Source organism: Victivallis sp. (assembly GCF_048170485.1).
Lineage (GTDB): Bacteria > Verrucomicrobiota > Lentisphaeria > Victivallales > Victivallaceae > Victivallis.
In genome coordinates this window covers 1-17,798 of the sequence record NZ_DBEXAY010000271.1, presented here as the reverse complement: position 1 = coordinate 17,798, position 17,798 = coordinate 1, and the positions used below count along the sequence as shown (strand labels likewise).

The 17,798-nt window shown below is 65.5% G+C and carries 12 protein-coding genes; 8 read left to right on the top strand and 4 right to left on the bottom strand.

Annotation, left to right across the window (positions count from 1 at the left end; all coding sequences use genetic code 11):
* Positions 1 to 2 precede the first annotated feature (2 nt).
* Positions 3 to 1,907: a glycoside hydrolase 5 family protein gene (locus ACMLHG_RS14035; protein ID WP_417170896.1), complete on the top strand. Its 1,905-nt coding sequence runs from the start codon at positions 3 to 5 to the stop codon at positions 1,905 to 1,907.
* A gap of 6 nt (positions 1,908 to 1,913) precedes the next feature.
* On the opposite strand, the gene ACMLHG_RS14030 is transcribed toward ACMLHG_RS14035, so the two are convergent.
* Entirely contained in the window at positions 1,914 to 2,825 is a 912-nt protein-coding gene (locus tag ACMLHG_RS14030) for a DUF6159 family protein (RefSeq protein ID WP_417170895.1), read from the bottom strand.
* Between the two features lie 84 nt (positions 2,826 to 2,909).
* Positions 2,910 to 4,985 (bottom strand): transketolase, encoded by a 2,076-nt coding sequence (tkt, locus tag ACMLHG_RS14025; RefSeq protein WP_294434755.1) that lies wholly within the window; start codon positions 4,983 to 4,985, stop codon positions 2,910 to 2,912.
* 122 nt (positions 4,986 to 5,107) lie between these two features.
* Here tkt and ruvB point away from each other — a divergent pair, with 122 nt between their 5' ends.
* From ruvB to ACMLHG_RS14005, 4 genes are read left to right on the top strand one after another with little or no spacing between them, the layout of a single operon-like run.
* A complete protein-coding gene (gene ruvB / locus ACMLHG_RS14020; RefSeq protein ID WP_294434759.1) occupies positions 5,108 to 6,139 on the top strand; it encodes a Holliday junction branch migration DNA helicase RuvB in 1,032 nt (343 codons plus the stop codon).
* Between the two features lie 24 nt (positions 6,140 to 6,163).
* Positions 6,164 to 6,880 carry a zinc ribbon domain-containing protein gene (locus tag ACMLHG_RS14015; RefSeq protein WP_294434760.1) on the top strand — a complete coding sequence of 239 codons (717 nt, stop codon included), beginning with the start codon at positions 6,164 to 6,166 and terminating at the stop codon, positions 6,878 to 6,880.
* Between the two features lie 3 nt (positions 6,881 to 6,883).
* The gene (locus ACMLHG_RS14010) at positions 6,884 to 8,152 is read left to right on the top strand and encodes a helix-turn-helix domain-containing protein (protein ID WP_294434764.1); all 1,269 of its coding nucleotides are present in this window, start codon (positions 6,884 to 6,886) and stop codon (positions 8,150 to 8,152) included.
* 5 nt (positions 8,153 to 8,157) lie between these two features.
* Positions 8,158 to 10,236, top strand: coding sequence for an ATP-dependent DNA helicase (locus ACMLHG_RS14005; RefSeq protein ID WP_417170894.1), 2,079 nt, complete (start codon positions 8,158 to 8,160; stop codon positions 10,234 to 10,236).
* Here the strand turns inward: ACMLHG_RS14005 and ACMLHG_RS14000 are convergent.
* Positions 10,218 to 11,045, bottom strand: a complete 828-nt coding sequence (locus tag ACMLHG_RS14000) for an AraC family transcriptional regulator (protein ID WP_294434769.1) — start codon at positions 11,043 to 11,045, stop codon at positions 10,218 to 10,220. The genes ACMLHG_RS14005 and ACMLHG_RS14000 overlap by 19 nt on opposite strands.
* 147 nt (positions 11,046 to 11,192) lie before the next feature.
* Here ACMLHG_RS14000 and ACMLHG_RS13995 point away from each other — a divergent pair, with 147 nt between their 5' ends.
* From ACMLHG_RS13995 to ACMLHG_RS13985, 3 genes are all read left to right on the top strand, one after another.
* The gene (locus ACMLHG_RS13995; protein WP_417170893.1) at positions 11,193 to 12,041 is read left to right on the top strand and encodes an AraC family transcriptional regulator; all 849 of its coding nucleotides are present in this window, start codon (positions 11,193 to 11,195) and stop codon (positions 12,039 to 12,041) included.
* Between the two features lie 88 nt (positions 12,042 to 12,129).
* Positions 12,130 to 13,824, top strand: a complete 1,695-nt coding sequence (locus tag ACMLHG_RS13990) for a hypothetical protein (RefSeq protein ID WP_417170892.1) — start codon at positions 12,130 to 12,132, stop codon at positions 13,822 to 13,824.
* Positions 13,817 to 16,843 carry a beta-galactosidase gene (locus ACMLHG_RS13985; protein WP_417170891.1) on the top strand — a complete coding sequence of 1,009 codons (3,027 nt, stop codon included), beginning with the start codon at positions 13,817 to 13,819 and terminating at the stop codon, positions 16,841 to 16,843. The genes ACMLHG_RS13990 and ACMLHG_RS13985 overlap by 8 nt, the downstream gene beginning before the upstream one ends.
* 7 nt (positions 16,844 to 16,850) lie before the next feature.
* Here the strand turns inward: ACMLHG_RS13985 and ACMLHG_RS13980 are convergent, their stop codons facing one another.
* The gene (locus ACMLHG_RS13980; protein ID WP_294434776.1) at positions 16,851 to 17,693 is read right to left on the bottom strand and encodes a helix-turn-helix transcriptional regulator; all 843 of its coding nucleotides are present in this window, start codon (positions 17,691 to 17,693) and stop codon (positions 16,851 to 16,853) included.
* Positions 17,694 to 17,798 lie beyond the last annotated feature (105 nt).

Genomic DNA, 17,798 nt, shown 5'->3' with positions numbered 1-17,798 from the left:
TCATGGATTCATTCCCCGTTCCGTCGGGCCGGTTTGCCACCGGCGTCAACTTCTGGGCCTCGAAAGAGGCGATTCACATGTGGAGAAACTGGGATGCCGCTTCGATAGAAGCGGATCTCGCCGCGCTGGCGAAGTACGGTGTGCAACTGCTGCGCTGTTTCCCCTTCTGGCCGGACTTTCAACCGATCCGCCAGCTCCGCTCCGCCCACAGCGACGCCGTCGGCGGGCGGTTCAAGGAGGTCCGGTTCGGCGACGACCCGCTCCCCGACACCGAGGCCGGACGGGCCGGCGTGGATGAGGTCATGCTGGAACGGTTCGAAACCTTCGCCGACCTCGCGCAGAAGTACGGCATGAAGCTGATCGTCTGCCCTTTGACCGGGCAGATGACCTTCGGACTCTTCGTGCCGCCGGCGCTGGAGGGGCTCGACCTCTACCGCGATCCCTTCGCGCTCCAGTGGGAGGTGCGCTATCTGCGCTGTTTCGTCAACCGCATGAAGCACCATCCGGCCATCGCGGCGTGGGAGTCCGGCAACGAAACCAACCTGCTCGGGAAGATCGACTCCTCCGCCGGCGCGTGGAGCTGGACGGCTCTCATCCACAGCACCATCCGCAGCTGTGACCCGACCCGGCCGATCATCGGCGTCAGCGTCACCGGCTTCGGCGAAAGCTGTGACGAAACGTGGCGGATCGAGGATCAGGCGGAGTGGAGCGACCTGCTCTCGGTCCACCCCTACGCGCTGTGGGATTCCGCCTACGGGGGCGAGGAGTTCAACCGCATCCGCAACCTCCACCACGCGGCGTTTCTCGCCCGGCTCTCGGGCGACATCGGCGGCAAACCCTGCTTCGTCGAGGAGACCGGCACCTGGCGGCCGATCGTCGGCAGTTACGAGGTGCTCGCCGCCTCGCTCCGCTCGATTCTGTGGAACCTCTGGAGCGAGGACCGGCGCGGCCTGCTCTGGTGGTGCGCCTTCGATCAGGAGAAACAGGCGATCGCCCCCTATGACTGGAAGGAGCCGGGGCTGGAACACGGCCTCTTCGCTTCGGACCGCACGCCGCATCCGACGGCGGAGGTTCTGCGCGACTTCCGGAACTTCCTCGACGGCCTGCCCTTCGACGCACTCCCGGCCCGGGAGCCGGACGCGGTCGCCGTCGTCACCGATGAACACACCGCGCTGGGCACCTATCTGCTCGCCCGGCAGGCGGGAATTCACCTCGCCTTCCGTCACGCCCGGCAGGAGCTGCCGGAAGCGGCGTGCTACTTTCTCCCCTCCGCCGCGGGCCGGGCGGGATTTTCGGTGCGCGGCTGGGAAACACTGCTCGAACGGGTCCGCAACGGGGCGACGCTCTATCTCTCGCTCAACGACACCATCCTCTCCGGCATCGACGACGTCTTCGGCGCGGGAGTCCGCGACCGCCGGGTGACGGACGACCGGCCGGAGTTCCGTTTCGACGCCGGGTTCTCGTTCACCCTGCCCCGGCGCATCCGCTACCGGATGAATTCGTACGGTGCGGAGATTCTCGGGCGCGAGGCGGACGGCAACCCCGCCTTCTTCCGCCACCGGTTCGGCAAAGGGGTGGTCTATCTTTTCAACTTCCCGCTCGAAGCGGCGGCGGCGAACACCATCGGCGGATTCGAAACCGATGCGTGGAAGCTCTACCGGGAGATCCTTCATCCCCGGCGGCTGGCGGAGTCGCCGTCACCGTTCCTTCAGCTCACCGAACACCATTTCGCCGACGGGCGCACCGCGCTCATCGCGGTCAACAACCAGCCGGAACCGTTCAAGGGCGCGCTGGTTCTGCCCGCGGGGCGGCAGTTGCTGGACCAGCGCTCCGACAGTAACGCGACGTGGCGCGCCGGTACGCTGGAGATGCCGCCGAATTCGGGATTGCTTCTGCTGCTCGGCTAGGGCGTTCTATTTCCGGGAGCGGAACGCCGCGGCGAGCTCCTCTTCGTCGAAAAGGTTGTATTCGTCGTAATCGGTCGCGTAGAGATAGAGCGAGGCGATGTAGACCTTTTCGGCGACACTCACCAGATAACAGAAGGCGAAAAGACAGAGGAAGAGCAATATTCCAACGCTCGTCCCGGCGATCACCGGAACGGCGCCGCCACCGGCCGCGCCGACCAGAGCCCCCACCCCGAAGACCGCGAGGAAAAAGAGGAACACGCCGACCCCGGTGATGACGTGCAATCCGGCAAAGCCGATGAGGGTCTCCCCCCAGGTGCGGCGGATGATCGACGCGGAGCGCTTCAATGCCGTGAAGGGGTTGGTGAGCTCCGCGTCGCAGACGAGCGCCGGGATGGCGAAGACCGACGCAACGGCCCAGACCACCCCGATGAGTTTGAGCACGATGCGGCCGACCAGCCCGGCGCGCCGCTCCAGCACGCTCAGCACGATGCCGACCGTCGAAGCGAGCAATGACCAGAGAAAAATCGCCTTCAGCCGGTAGAGGGCGTAGCCGAAACCGCGGGAAACCGAGACGTTCTCCCCGCCGAGCCCCCGCAGGATCTCGCTGAAGAAGGCGGTGTTGCAGAAGTTCACCACTGTCATGCAGAAGAGATAGACCAGTGCGAAGATCGCGAAAGCGACCGCATTCAGCGCCGGATTCCCCTCCTCCGTGCCGGAGTCGGCGAAGGCGGCTTGCACCCCTTCCGGCGAACCGTTGGCGGCGAAACAGATCACGCCGGCAATGCCGGCGATGATGAAGACGAGCAACAGCAGCATCGCGCAGGCGGAGAGGAGGGGAAAGATCAGCAGTTTCTTCTCTTTCCCGATCAGAGTGAGAGATTTGCGGAAGATCTGCCAGCTTCGGGTCAACTTTCTCATGAATCCCTCCTGTTCTCCGGGGATTCCGGAGGGGGCGGAACCTCCCTCCGGCAGATCCCGGTCGCGAAAACCGCTGTTTTTCCGTTACTCCTTGTCGTCGCAGTCGCAGTCACACTCGCAGTCGCAGTCACAGCCGCAACCGCACTCGTCATCCTCCTCGTCGGAGCAGACGAAGTGATCCTGAATGCGGGCGAGGACCCCCTCCGGCGTGAATCCGAACTCCTCGGCGAGCTTCTTGTAGGGAGCCGACGCGCCGAAGTGGTCGAGGCCGATGGCGAGGCCGTCGCGGCCGATGAAGCGCTGCCAGCCGTAGGTGGTTCCGGCTTCGATCGAGACGTAGCAGGGGCACCAGCTCGGGAGGATCTCCTCCTGATAGGCCTCATCCTGCTGCAAGAAGAGCTCCTGCGACGGCATCGAGACCACCCGGACGCCGACCCCCTTCTCCCGCAGGAGTTTCGCGGAGCCGAGCGCGAGGTTCACTTCGGAGCCGGTCGCGACCAGGACGATGTCGAACTCCTCGTCGTCGCTGACCACGAACGCGCCGCGGGCGACGTCGACCTTCGCCGCGGTTTCGGCGTCGTAGGGAGCGAGATCCTGCCGGGTGAGCAGCAGCGCGACCGGTCCCTTCGCCTGAAGCGCGACCGCCCACGCCTGCGCCACTTCGTGCGCTTCGGCCGGCCGGATCACCGTCAGGTTCGGAATGGTGCGGAGCATCGCGATCTGTTCGATCGGCTCGTGGGTCGGGCCGTCTTCGCCGACGTAGAAGGAGTCGTGGGTGAAGACGTAGATCTCATGCAGATTCTGCAGTGCGGCGAGGCGGATCGCCGGCTTCATGTAGTCCGAGAAGACGAAGAAGGTCGAGGTGTAGGGAATCGCGGTGCCGAAGAGCGCCATACCGTTCCCGGCCAGCCCCATCGCCAGCTCGCGGATGCCGAAGTGGATGTTCCGCCCGGCGCGGTTGTCGGCGGAGAAGTCGCCGCCGTCCTTGATGTTGGTCTTGGTCGAGGGCGCGAGGTCGGCGGCCCCTCCGAAGAGCGACGGAACCAGCGCCGCCGCCCGCTGCAGCACCGCTCCGGAGGAGGCGCGGCTGGCGACCGGCTTGTCGACCGGAGCGACCTTGAGCAGCTCTTCGGCGATATTTTCCGGCACGGTGCGGTTGACGTAGCTCATGATCAGCGCGGCGCGCTCCGGATCGGCTTCGAGGAACTTCTGGTATTTCGCCTCCCATTCGGCGGCCTCCTTCTCCAGCTCCGCGACGCGGGCGTCGCAGAAGGCGCGCACCTCGTCGCTCACCGTGAAGGGTTCGGCGGGCATGCCGAGGTTCCGGCGGAGCGCCTCGACCTCCTCCTCGCCGAGCGGTTCGCCGTGGGCGCTGGATTTGCCCTGCTTGTTGGGCGCGCCGTAGCCGATGCTGGTCTTGCCGATCACCAGCGTCGGACGGCCGTCGGAGCGGAGCGCCTCGGCCAGCGCGGCGTCGCATTTGGCGATGCTGTTGGCGTTGTCCAGCCGGATGACCCGCCAGTTGTAGGCGGCGAACCGGGCGGCGACATCTTCGGAGAAGGCGAGATTGGTTCCGCCTTCGATGGTGATGCTGTTGTCGTCGTAGAAGACCACCAGTTCATCGAGGGCGAGGTGGCCGGCGAGCGAGGCGGCTTCCGAGGTGCACCCCTCCATCATGCAGCCGTCGCCGGCGATGATGAAGATGCGGTTGTTCATCAGCCCGGACTCCTCCAGCCCGGTCTTGGCGGCGAAGTAGCGCTTGGCGATCGCCATGCCGACGCCGGAGGCGAATCCGCTGCCGAGCGGACCGGTGGTGATGTCGACGCCGGCGGTGTGGCCGTACTCCGGATGGCCCGGGGTGCGGCTGTTCCACTGGCGGAAGTTGCGGATCTCCTCCATCGAAAGCCCGTAGCCGAAGAGGTGGAGCAGGCTGTACTCCAGCATCGAACCGTGTCCGGCGGAAAGGATGAAGCGGTCGCGACCGAGCCAGTTGGGATTCTTCGGGTTGTGACGCATGTACTTGTACCACAGCGTGAACGCGAAATCCGCGCAGCCCAGCGGCATGCCCGGATGGCCCGACTTCGCTTTCTGAATCGCTTCCGCGGAAAGCATCCGGATCGTATTGGCCGACTGCAACGCTTTTTCGAGATCGAACATCATTCCCTGAAATCCTTTCTTTTTTCCTGCCGGAACTGGCAATTTTCCCGTTTTCGCGCTATTTTTACTATAATACCTATAAACTAACACGGCAATCCCGCAAAAACAAGTGCGTTCATGAAAATATGACAGAGCGTTTCATCACTTCGACACTGAACAAACGCGATACGGCAAAGGAGCAGAGCCTGCGGCCGCCGAAATTCGCCGACTTCCCCGGCCAGCCCCGCGTAAAAGAGCAGCTGGAGCTCTTCGTCAAGGCCGCCCGGGCGCGCAACGAGGCGCTCGACCACATCCTGCTCTGCGGTCCGCCGGGGCTCGGCAAGACCACCCTCGCCTACATCATCGCCAACGAACGGGGCACCAACCTCAAGAGTTCGAGCGGCCCGGCCATCGAGAAACCCGGCGACCTCGCCGGCCTCCTGACCGCGCTCGAACCCGGCGACGTCCTCTTCATCGACGAGATCCACCGGCTCAATTCGACGGTCGAAGAGTACCTCTACAGCGCGATGGAGGACTTCTTCATCGACATCATGCTCGAACAGGGCGCCGGCGCCCGCTCCATCCGGCTGACGGTGCCGCACTTCACGCTGATCGGCGCCACCACCCGGCAGGGGATGATCTCCGCGCCGCTGCGGTCGCGCTTCGGGCTGACCATGCGGCTCGACTACTACGATCCGGAAAGTCTCGCGCAGATCCTCCGCCGTTCCGCCGGAATCCTCGGCATCGAGATCGACGACGAAGGCGCCATGGAGATCGCCGGGCGCTGTCGCGGCACCCCGCGCATCGCCAACAACCTGCTCCGCCGCGCCCGGGACTACGCGCAGGTGCGCGCCGACTCGGTGGTGACCGGCAAGGTGGCGGCGGAGGCGCTCGAGATGCTCCAGATCGACAACGACGGGCTCGACGAGATGGACCTGCGGATTCTCGAAGTGATCATCTCCAACTTCCACGGCGGCCCGGTCGGGCTCAAGAACATCGCGGTCTCGGTGGGCGAGGAGGAGGATTCGATCGAAGATGTCTACGAGCCCTTCCTGATCCAGAAAGGGTTTCTGGTGCGTACGCCGAAGGGGCGCGTGGCCACCCCGAAAGCGTGGAACAAGCTGGGCCTTTCGCCGCTCCGGGGCGGCCGGGGCGACGACCAGCCGGAACTTTTTTGAACAACATACCAGACGGAGGATAACATGCCGGCAAAATGGGTTCAGTCACTGTTGAAGCTTCAGGCGAACGATCTGCGGATCCGCGACCTGGAACAGCGCATGAAGCTGCTCCCCTCCGAGATGAATGCGCTCAAGGCGAAACGCGACCAGCTGGTCGCCTCGACCGCCGCGGCGGCGGAGGCGGCGCACAAGGTCGAACGCGAAATCAAATCCGCCGAATCGGAGATCGCCCGCCTGACCGATGAGAGCCGCAAACTTCAGCAGCAGTCGGCGATGGTCAAGAAGAACACCGAATACCAGGCGATGCTCAACACCGTCGCCCTCAACAAGAACAAGATCGGCAAACTCGAAGGGGACGTGATCGAACTGCTCGACAAATTCGAGGAGGCGAAGGCGCAGTACCGGAAGATCAAAGCCGCCAACGACGCGGCGGTCAAGAGCGCCCGCGCCGAGTTCGAGGAGCTGATCGCCTTCGCCGGCGAGATCAAGCAGGAGATCGCCAGACTCCAGGAGGCGCGCCCCGCGCTGATCCACGGCGTCGACAGCGAAACCCTCAGCCGCTACAACACCCTGCTCAAGGGGCGCAACGGCGGAATTCCGCTGGTGAAGATCGAAAACGGCATCTGCGGCAACTGCCACCTCCGGATTACGCCGCAGGCGATGAACGGCATTCAGAAAGGGGTTGTCACCTACTGCGACAACTGCCAGCACATCATCTACGACGAGGAGGTTTCCGAATAGTCCATGGAGAAGGCGCCGGAACACGAGCCCCGCGACATGCGCGAACTCATCTACCGCGGCGTGGAGTCCGAGGAGCTGGACTACAAGGCGGCAATGAGCTGGACCGCCATGAGCCGGGCGGCGCGGGCGAAGATCGTCCGCCACTGCCTCGCGCTGGCCAACACCAAAGGCGGCTACATCGTCATCGGCGTCGGCGAGGACGCCTCCGGCCACCCCTCGGTCTACCAGGGGCTGACGCCGGAGGAGACCCACTCCTTCGACCCCTCGACGGTGGGGCCGTTCATCAACCGCTACGTCGAGCCGCCGATCGACCTCACCGTCGAGCGGCCGCTGGTGGATGGCAGGCGGTACGCGGTGCTGGTGGTCCGCCCCTTCCGGAACCTTCCCCACGTCTGCACCGCCAGCATCGAGAACGAACTGCAGACCGGCATGTTCTACATCCGCACCAGCGACGCTTCGAGCCGCCCCGCCTTCCGCGCGGTCGAGATGCATGCGCTGATCCAGCGGGCGCTGCGCAACCAGCGCGAGGCGCTCGGCAGGATGCTGCGCGGCATCCTCTACGAGAGCCGCGACACCGTCCGGCAGGGGGCGGACTTGAGCGAATTCCGCGATGCGGTCAGCCACGCCCAGCTCTTCTTCAAGCGGCGTAAATCGCCCCCGCCCGGTGTGCCGGCGGTGCTCTTCAACTTTCAGGTGATTCCGCCGGAGTTCGATGAGGAACACTTCACGCTCAGCCGGATCCGCCGGGCGGTCGGCGACGCCTGGACACTGCTGGCCTCCTCCGGCTTCATCGAGCCGGGGGAGCTGGAGAAGTGCTACCTGACCAACGTCTCTCTGCGGTCGCTCCCCGAAGGGCGGCTCAAGATGTGGCAGGTGTTCAAGTCCGGCCTCTTCCACTACATCGCCTACTGGCCGGTGCCGCACCACCTTCTGCTTTACAACCAGCTCGCCACCGCCCTTTCGGAGGCGGTCTGTTTTCTCGGCAAACTCTACACCGAGCTGGGATACGCCGAAGAGCTGCTCACCCTCCGGCTCACGCTGGAGGGAACCGAGGAGCTCAAGCTCAAACTCGCCGGCAGGGATGGCGGGGAGTTCCGCTGCCGGATTCCGGAGATCGCCGTGGAGATCCGGCGCTCCGCCGCCGACCTCGCCAGCGGCTGTGAAATGCACGCCTCCCGGCTGATCCGCGAAGTGACCGAGCGCTTCAATCTGCCGGACCAGTATCTGCAGAACCTCCCCCGGGAGATCCGCCGCCATCTGGAGAAACGGTAGAGATCATGATTATTCCGGCTGGATTTTTTCCGCCCGGCGAAGAGCCGGAGCCCGGGGAGTTCGACTGCGAATTCAACCCCGAAGAGTTCGATGTTCCGCCCGAGTTTTTCGAAGCGGAAGAGCTCCCGCCGATCCGCCCGTTGTGCGAGGAGTTTTTCGCTCCGGGCGGTCCGCTCCGGCAGGCGGCGGCCCGCGGGGGCAGGCCCTACGAGTTCCGGCCGCAGCAGATCGAGATGGCCGGCGCCATCGCCGACGCGCTCAGCGAAGGCGGCAACCTCTGCGTCGAAGCCCCCACCGGCGTCGGCAAGAGTTTCGCCTATCTGGTGCCGCTCATCTACCGTTCGCGCAGCCGCGGCCGCCCGGCGATCATCTCCACCGAGACGATCAATCTGCAGGAACAGCTGATCGACAAAGACATTCCGCTGTTGCGCGAACTTACCGGCGTCGATTTCCGGGCCGCCCTCGCGAAGGGGCGGCACAACTACCTCTGCCGCCGCCGGCTCTCCCTGCTCAGCGGCGAACAGCGGGATGCACTGCTGCCCGCGCCCTCGCTCGCGCTCGACCTCGACCGGATTGTCAAATGGCTCGAGCGCGGCGCCGACGGCAACCGCGATTCGATCGATTTCCGGATGGAGGCGGCGACCTGGAATCTGGTCTGCTGCGAAACCGGCAACTGTCTCGCCAAGAAGTGTCCGTTTTTCCGCAACTGCTGTTACTTCAAGGCGCGGCAGGAGTGGGAGAGTGCCGACATCGTCGTGGCGAATCACGCGCTCTTCTTCACCGACCTGGCGATGCGCTGCGCCGGAGGAAACGCCGGAGCACTGCTGCCGAACTACGGCGCGGTGCTGATCGACGAGGCGCACACGCTCGAAAACAACGCGGCCGAACACCTCGGACTGCACCTCTCGCGCGCCGGAGTGATCGCGACGTTGAACCGGCTCTACAACCCGGATTCCGCGCGGGGGCTGCTGATGCGGCAGGGCTACCCGCCCGAACTGCGCGGCGCGGTGGCGGAGGCGCGCGACGAGGCGTACGGATTTTTCACGCCGTATGAGAACTTTCTCGCCGAGCGGGGGGAAAATGCCCGCGAGGTGAGCGATCCCGCCCGCTTTCCGAACCGGCTGAGCGGGAAACTGCTCCAGCTCTGCCGGGCGCTGGAGGCGGAGATCGACGAGGAGGACGACGCGTCGTTCCGGGCGGAACTGGAGGCGCAGTTCTCCCGCTGCCGGGAGTTCATCGACGCGATCGACAGCTTCACCTCCCGCTCGATTCCGGAGTCGGTCTACTACGCGGAGAAGGACCGCCATTCGGTGGTGCTGCACGCGGCGCCGCTCAACGTGGCGGAGATCCTCGGCGAGGTGCTGTTCAACCAGGATTTCCCGGTGATGCTGTGCAGTGCGACGCTGAGCGTGCGCCGGAGCTTCGACTACTTCCGGAAACGGACCGGATTCCGGAACGGCAAAACGCTGCTGCTCGACTCGCCGTTCGGCCCGGACCAGGCGAAGATCTACATCTCCCGCAACATGCCCGATCCGAGTTCGGAGCATTTCAACGCCGCGCTCGCCGGTGAGATTCCCCGTTTCATCGAGTTCACCCACGGCAAGGCGTTCGTGCTCTTCACCAGCTACCAGTCGTTGCGCTACTGCACCGACGCACTGCGCGGCTACTTCTCCGAAAGCGGCATCCGGCTGCTGGTGCAGGGGGAGAATCTGACCCGCTCCAGACTGCTCCGGGAGTTCCGCGAAGACATCGATTCGGTGCTCTTCGGCACCGACAGCTTCTGGACCGGAGTGGATGTGCCCGGCGAAGCGCTGAGCAACGTGATCGTCACCAAGCTCCCCTTCGCCTCGCCGGGACACCCGCTCATCCGGGCGCGCATGGCGCGGATCGAAGCGGAAGGGCGCAGCTCCTTCACCGAATACAGTCTGCCGGAGGCGGTGCTGAAGTTCCGGCAGGGGGTGGGGCGGCTGATCCGGAGCCGCAGTGACCGCGGCATCATCGTCCTGCTCGACCGCCGGGTGCTCACCAAGAATTACGGCAGACTCTTTCTCGACTCGCTCCCCTATCAATTCGAACAGATGTGACCGGCCGCCTCCCGGCGGGCGTCGCGGCGGTATCCGGCCGGCGTGCAGAGCAGTTGTTCGCGGAACACCCGGTGGAAATACTCCGGCGACCGGAATCCGGCCTCGAAGGCGAGCTCCTTGAGCGGCATGTCGGTGTTCGTCAGCAGAAAACAGGCGCGGTTGAGCCGGATTCCGGTCACGTAGGCGGAGAAGCTCATCCCGGTCGCGTCGCGGAAGAGTTTCCCCAGATGGTTGGGGGAGAGCGAGAGCTCCGCGGCGAGCGCCGTGAGCGAAGCGTCATCCCGGCAGTGCTTCTGCGCCCACGCCGCGGCGCTCCGGACCAGCGGCGGCGGAGCGACGTATCCGGGGTCCGCCTTCCGCACGACCTCGATCAGCAGTTCGAGCAGAAGCGCCCCGGTCCAGGCGCGGGCAAAGAGCTCCTCCGGGCGGGCGGTTGCCAGCATCTCAAACTTCCGCAGAGGCGAAGCGAGCTCCTCCGCCGGGAAGCGGCAGCAGAGCGAACGGGTCTCCAGCAGAAAGCCGATCTCCTCCGGCAGCGAGTCGCCGCGAAAGGAGAGGTTGGCGACCTCCACCTCCGTTTCGCAGGAGATGCCGTGGCTGTCGATGCCGCCGATCAGCCAGCACTCCCCGGCGGAAAAGGGGAGGGCCCGGCCGTGGATCCGGTGGAGGCCGCGCCCCCGGGTCACAATCTCCAGCTCATAGAAGTTGTGCCGGTGGAGAATCGTCTCATGGCCCGCCTCCAGCCGGTGAAATCCCGCCTCCAGCCCGGACCAGCCCGGCAGTCCGTTTTTCAGAAACACCCCGGCCATGCGCGGCGTCGCTCCTCGGTTTGCATTGCGTCTCTTGTCACTCCTCTACCAATACCACGGAAGCGGAGCGATTGCAAGTCCGGGCGGAGGGCCCGAGGTTGATTTTTCGGGGATGCGGGGTATATTAGCCCGCAGGAGGTGGGTTCCGTGGAATCGTCCGGCGTACCGTTTTCTCTTTCATTGCGGCTGTGGGAGTATCACCGCCATGACCGGCGGATTGAACTGCCCATGCATTCGCATCTCTTCTGGCAGCTCAACATGGCCGAAGCCGGCACGGCGGAGTTCGTCACGCCTGACGCGCCGCCCCGGGAGCTCTCCGCCGGAGCGCTGCTCTTCGTGCCCCCCCGCCGGGAACATCTGCTCCGGTACGGCGACGAGCCCTTCGTCGGGTTCTCGTTCAAGATGGAGGTGCGCGGCATCGAGGATGACGGAAGTCCGCCGCTGCTGATTCCGCCGGCGCGGGAGAATGCCGGATGCATCAACGCCGTCCGCGAACTTCTCACCGCGACCTTCCCCAACAGCCGCCTCTTCAACGGCGAAAATCTGCTCTGCGACGACGACGACTACACCCTGCTGGTCGAATCGCTGCTTTCCGGACTCTTCCGCCGCTTCGTCCTCGGCGACGCCGACACCCGTCCGCCGCTGCTCCGCCGTCTCCGGCAGCTGCTGCACCAGCGGCACGGGCGGCCGCTCTCCGTCGCCGAACTCGCCCGCCACTGCAACTACTCGCCCGGCCACCTCTCCGAACTGATCCGCCGGGAGTGCGGCGAAACCGCCAAGACGATGATCGACCGGGAGCGCGCCTCGATGGCCCGCCACTACCTCGAATTCTCCGACATGAACATCGGGGAGATCGCCGCGCACATGGGGTTTGCCAGTCTGTTCGCCTTCTCCGGATTTTTCCGCCTTCACCACAACTGCTCGCCGCGCGCGTTCCGCGCCGCCTGCCGGGCCGGACTGAAACCCGACTCCGGTCCGGCGATTCAAAATCCCTGATTTTCGTATCTTTTCCTGAAAACATGAATAACGCTTCCGCGGGAAGTGCGTTACATTCTCCTTGAAACAACCACGATCAAGGCATAGTATGAATCAGGAAAAACGTCATTATCTCGCCCTGCTCGACCGCGCCCTGCTGTTCGCCGCCCGCCACACCGATCCGGCCGGACGCATGACCGTCGACGGGGAAATCGACTGCAAGGACTCCGGCTGGCTGGTGCTCGGCGGCGCCATCCGCGGCCTCGAAGCCGGGTGGACCATCGGCGAATTCAACCTCGCCGACCTCTGCCGCCGCTGGACGCTCGCGTCGGTGCGCGTCGACGACACCCGCAGCGCCTGGACCACCTTCGCCCTGCTCTACACCCTCTATCTCACCGGCGGGAACGACGGCCCGTTCGCCCGCTCGTTTTCCGCCGCCGGACGGGCGGAGCTGGATCGCTTTCTGCTTCAGATCGACATGCACTACCTCTACGAAGCGTCGCGCAACTACCGGGTGGCGGCGGCCATCATCGACGCCCTGCGGCTCCGCTTCGGCTACATCGAGCAACCGGAACTGCCGATTGAGGAGAACATCGACGCCATGCTCTCCGGCTACCTCGGGAACGGGTTCTTCAACGACGACGACTGCCGCGGCAGCCGCGCCGACCGCCGGATCGACGCCTACAGCGCCGAAATCATCGGGCTGTTGCTCCACTTCGACGAGATCTTCGACTTCGCCAGCTGCCGTCACGAAGAGATCATGGAGATCTGCCGGGAGTTCTGCCGCGATGGGAAATTCCTGATCGACGCCGACGGGGAGTTCGCCAAGTGGGGGCGTTCCCTGCGGGGCGAGGCCGAGGCCAAGAAGATCTTCCTCTGGGAGTTCGCCGAGGCGCACGGCCTTGTCGCGCAACCGGGCGACGGCGTCGCGGCGGCCCGGGCCCAGCTCGAATTCTTCGCCCGTTACGGCATCGACGAAACCGGCAGGATCGGTTGCGACAAGGCGTTCAACCGGGGCATGCGCGACGAGTACACCACCCAGGTGCAGGCGCAGGGCTACGGCGTCTACGGGCTGGCGATGGCGCTCAAATGGTGCGCGCTCGGACCGCGGCCGGAACCACTTCCACTGCCGGCGGAGAAGGAGAGTTTCGTAAAATATCTCCCCGGCCCCGCCATCGTCTGCGCCTCCGGCCGCCGGAGCGGAATCCACTATATTCTCCCCCTCGCCAACCGGATGACCAAGAACATGTTCTTCTGGCACAACCGGATCACCGGAGAGAACGACGTCGAGGTCGATGTGAGTGCAAAATTCATGCCGCTGCCATACTTCGGCCGGAAGATTCCCGCCCCCTACGCCGGGCCGCAGCTGCCCTTTCTGCCGATGCTGCGCACTGCGGCGGGCGTTCTGTTCGTGCCGCGCAACCTCGATGAAACCGGCCCGCAGGCCGTCGAGGAGCCCGGCGCGGTCCGGTGCCGGACGGAGTACGCCTTCTGCCCGGTGCGGGAGTACCGCCCCGCCGTCGAACTCGCCTTTTCCGCAACGCTGGTCTGCCGCCCGGCGGAGCTGGAGTGGGAATTCCGTTTCCGGGGAAGCTGGCCGGAAGGAAGTTCCGTTGAACTCCATCTCTTCGAGCCGCTGCCCGAATGCGCAATCCGCGTGGAGTGCGAACTATGCGGTGCGGACGCGCGATGGAGCACGAAGGAGTGCGCCCCCTCCATCTACGGTCCGGCGACGCTGGCTCATGTCGCCCGGGTCGCCCCCTGTGACACACTTTCTCTTCATGTGAGGTATTGCCATGTCTGAATTCTACCGTTACGGCGCGGTTCTGCTGCTCGACGAGGAACAGACCGCCGAAGAGTTCCGCGCCGCGTGCGCCGCGATGCGTTCGCTCGCGATGAACACCGTCGTCGTCTGGCCGCCGGTCTTCTACCATGACGGGGCGTACTGCTTCCGCCGCCAGCGGGAACTGCTCGACGCCGCCGCGGCCGAGGGGCTCGACGTGATCGTCGAACTGCACGGGCAGGTCCCGAACCTCGAATTCTATCCGGATTTTCTACCGGTCGACGAGGTGATGGTCCGCAACGCCGACGGGACGCTCGCGCCGGGGCAGAACGGGCTCGGCGAGCTCAATTACAACCATCCCGCCGTCCGGAAGGAGATGAAGCGCTTCCTCGAAGCGGCGGCCGCTGCGCTCAAGGACCACCCCGCCCTCGCCGGGTGGGACGTGTGGAACGAGAGCCACTTCCTGAGTTTCGACCCGTGGACGCTCGCCGAGTTCCGCCGCTTCCTCGAACGCAAGTACGGCACCATCGGCGAACTCAACCGGGTGTGGAGGAAAAGCTACACCGACTTCTCCCAGCTCCGGATCGACCCGGTGCTCTGGGCGTCGATCATGCCGGAGGTGGATCTGCAGGAGTTCCGCACCGAAAACCTCGCCGGACGGTGCGCGGAGTGGACGCGCATTCTCAAGGCCGCCGATCCGGACCATTTCGTCATCGCCGACAACGTGATGAGCAACGCGGCGTGGAGCGAATTCGACCGCGGTACCGACGACTGGAAGCTCGCGCAGGCGGTCGACCGCTTCGGCATCTCCTTCTACCCGAAGACCGGCGGGCGGCTGCTGCGCGACAACGCGCCCTGGCTCCGCGCGCTCACCTTTGACGCGGCGGCCGCGGCCGGCGGCGGAACCTTCCTCGTCTCGGAGATGCAGAGCCACTACTACTCCGAACTCTTCACCGCCGAACGGGTCTCCTCCGACGAGCTCGTCTGCTGGAATCTCGAAGCGCTGATGCACGGCGCCTGCGGCTGCATCTACTGGAAATGGTCCCCCTTCAAAACCGGCCTCCAGCTCGGCGGCCGCGGCCTCACCCTCGCCGACGGGAGCTTCTCCCCCCGCGCCGGAGCGGTGAAACGCTTCGGGGAGCTTCTCCGCAACCATCCCGATCTCCACTGTCTCAAGCCGGTCGCCCGCGCCGCACTGCTCTACGACCGCACCGCCAACTTCATGGTCAAGGCGGTCAACGCCAAAGTGCGCCACATCATCGGCGACAACCAGCCGGCGGAGGCGCGGTTCGGCGTCTATCGCCGCGCCTTTGAGCGGAACATTCCGCTCGTCGTGCTCACGCCGGAGACGCTGGAGCTCGACGGAATTTCGGTGCTCTTCCTCCCCTACGCGATCACGCTCGACGACCGGACGGCGGAAACGCTCCGCGAATTCGTCCGTTCCGGCGGCACGCTGGTGGCGAGCTACCCCTTCGGCGACTTCGACGGCGAAGGGAAACTCCACCGGGAGATTCCGGGCGGACCGCTCCACGATCTGGTCGGCGCAAAACACCTCGACATCGACGACGACGGGCTCGAACTGCTCGAACCGGCGGGGGATTGCACCGTTCTCTCCGAACGGCCCTTCCTCTCGCTCCGCTCCTTCGGCCGCGGCATGGTCTGCTACGCCGGAGCGCCGGTCTGGAACGGCGACGCACACGACGACACCTGCCGGAACATTTTCGACCTTCTGACGGAGAAACACCCCGAACTGGTCGCGGTCCGGGCAAATCAGCCGGTCACCTGCGCCCGCGGGCGGGCGGCGGAGTACCTCTTCGTCGCCGGCGACGGGGAGGGGTCCTGCTGTGAAATTGAACTCAACGAGCCGCTCTCGGCGGAACTGCTCTTCGGCGAAGGGGAACTGCTCCGCAACGGGAGACAACTTCAGCTCAAGGGAGCGAAGAACGCGCTCCTCCGGCTCCGCCCGGAAACGTCCCCGCTGCCGTCGCTGTTCCAACTCGGCAGGAACCGGGTGTGGCGCAGCTATCTCGGCGGCCGCACGCTCGATGAGATCTCCGGCGTCGAACCGCCGCAGGACGGACACTTCCCGGAAGAGTGGCTCCTCTCCGACACCGCCGCGATCAACCCCGGCCGCGCGCCGGAGGGGATCACCCCCGTCCGGCTCGGGGAGAGAACCGTTCCGCTCACCGAACTTTTCGCCCGCGCGCCGGAGTATCTGCTCGGAAACGCGCACCGCAGACGGTTCGGCGACCACGCGGGCGTGCTGGTGAAGTACCTCGATTCGGCAATCCGGCTTCAACTGCAATGCCACCCGACGGTGGAGTTTGCGAAGCGCTTTCTGCACTCCGACTCCGGCAAGACCGAAGGGTACTGCATCCTCGGCACCCGGCCCGGAGCGGACGCCGCCGTCTACCTCGGATTCCAGCGGCCGCCGTCGAAGGAGCAGTTCCGCCGGATGATCGAAACGCAGGACATCGAGGCGATGCTCGGCTGTTTCGACCGGATTCCGGTCCGGCCGGGGGATCTCTTCCTGGTTCCCGGCGGACTGCTCCACGCCATCGGCGAAGGGGTGTTCATGATCGAAATCATGGAGCCGACCGACTTCGTCGTCCGGCTCGAATTCGAGCGCGACGGCTGCGTCCTGCCGGAGGAGGCGCGCTTCATGGGGCGCGACATCGATTTCGCGCTGTCGATGTTCGACTTCACCGCCTACCCGGCCGACGAGGTGAGACGACGCTTCTTCGTGCGGCCGCGCCCGGTGGAACAGTGCGGAAAATCGCTCCGCAGCGTGCTCTTCGACCGGAGCATCACCGACCGGTTCCGCATGGAGAAGTTCGACATCCGCGGCAAAGCCGCCTTCGCCGGCGAAGGGCTCCGCCTCCTCATCGTCACCGCGGGCGGAGGAACACTCCGCGCAGGCGGCACCGAACTGCCGCTCCGCCGCTTCGACCGGGTGCTGGTTCCGGCCGGAACTCCGGTCGTGGAGTTCGAAAGCTCCGGCGGCATGGAGCTCGTCCAGGCCGCGCCGCCCGCCCCCTGACGGGAGGTCACGCGCCGTCGCATTTCCGGCGGCGCAGTGCGCCCGGCGTGACGCTCCAGTAGCGCTGAAAGAGCCGGGCGAGGCGGCTCTGGTCGGGGATGCCGCACTCGGAAGCCACCGCGCCGACCGGCAGGTCGGTCAGTTCCACCAGATCCCGCGCTTCGGCAATTCGCAGCCGCTGCAAATACTCCCGGAATCCGATTCCGACCGCCTCCTTGAAGAGGTGGGTGAAGTGCGAGGGGCTTACCGCCAGCTCCCGGCAGAGCGGTTCGAGCGCCAGCGGACGGCGGAAATCCCGGTGCAGGCGGCGAACCGCGGCGCAGACCCGCGGATCCATCCGCTCGAACTCCAGTGTCGGCAACAGCGACAGTTGTTTGCGTTCCCAGCTCTCCGGTTCGGCCGACTCCACCAGGGCGGTCAGCAGTGTTTCGAACTGCGGCATCGCGGAGGCGGGCTGTTTCGGCAGTGCGCCGTAGAGCGCGGCAAACGCCCGCCCCGCGCCGCGTCCCCCTTCGGGCGAAAGGAACGGTCCGACGAAGATCGCCGCCCGGCAGGTTCCGGCCACCACCGGCACCACCAGCTCCAGCACGCCCGCCGGGCAGAGCAGCGGGAACGGCTTCCGTTTCTCCAGCGCCAGGTGAAAGGCCGCTCCGGCATGGTGGCGGTTGCAGCCGAGCAGCGCCGCCGCGCCCGACTCCTTCACCGCGCGGCAGTAGGCACAGCAATGGTAGCGTTGATGCTCCGGCAGCAGCGGCAGCCAGCTCCGTTCCGAACACTTCCAGACGAAGTACAGTCCGGTCACTTCACGCAGTGCGTCGAGGACGCGGATCAGTTGTCGCAGTTGATTCATCGCTTCTGCTCCTGTATCTGGCCCGGGGGAGGTGCATCAGAAGGCGGTTGCCGGTTCGGGAGAAAAAAAAGAATTTTTTTTCTTTCCGAACCATGATACGGGAAA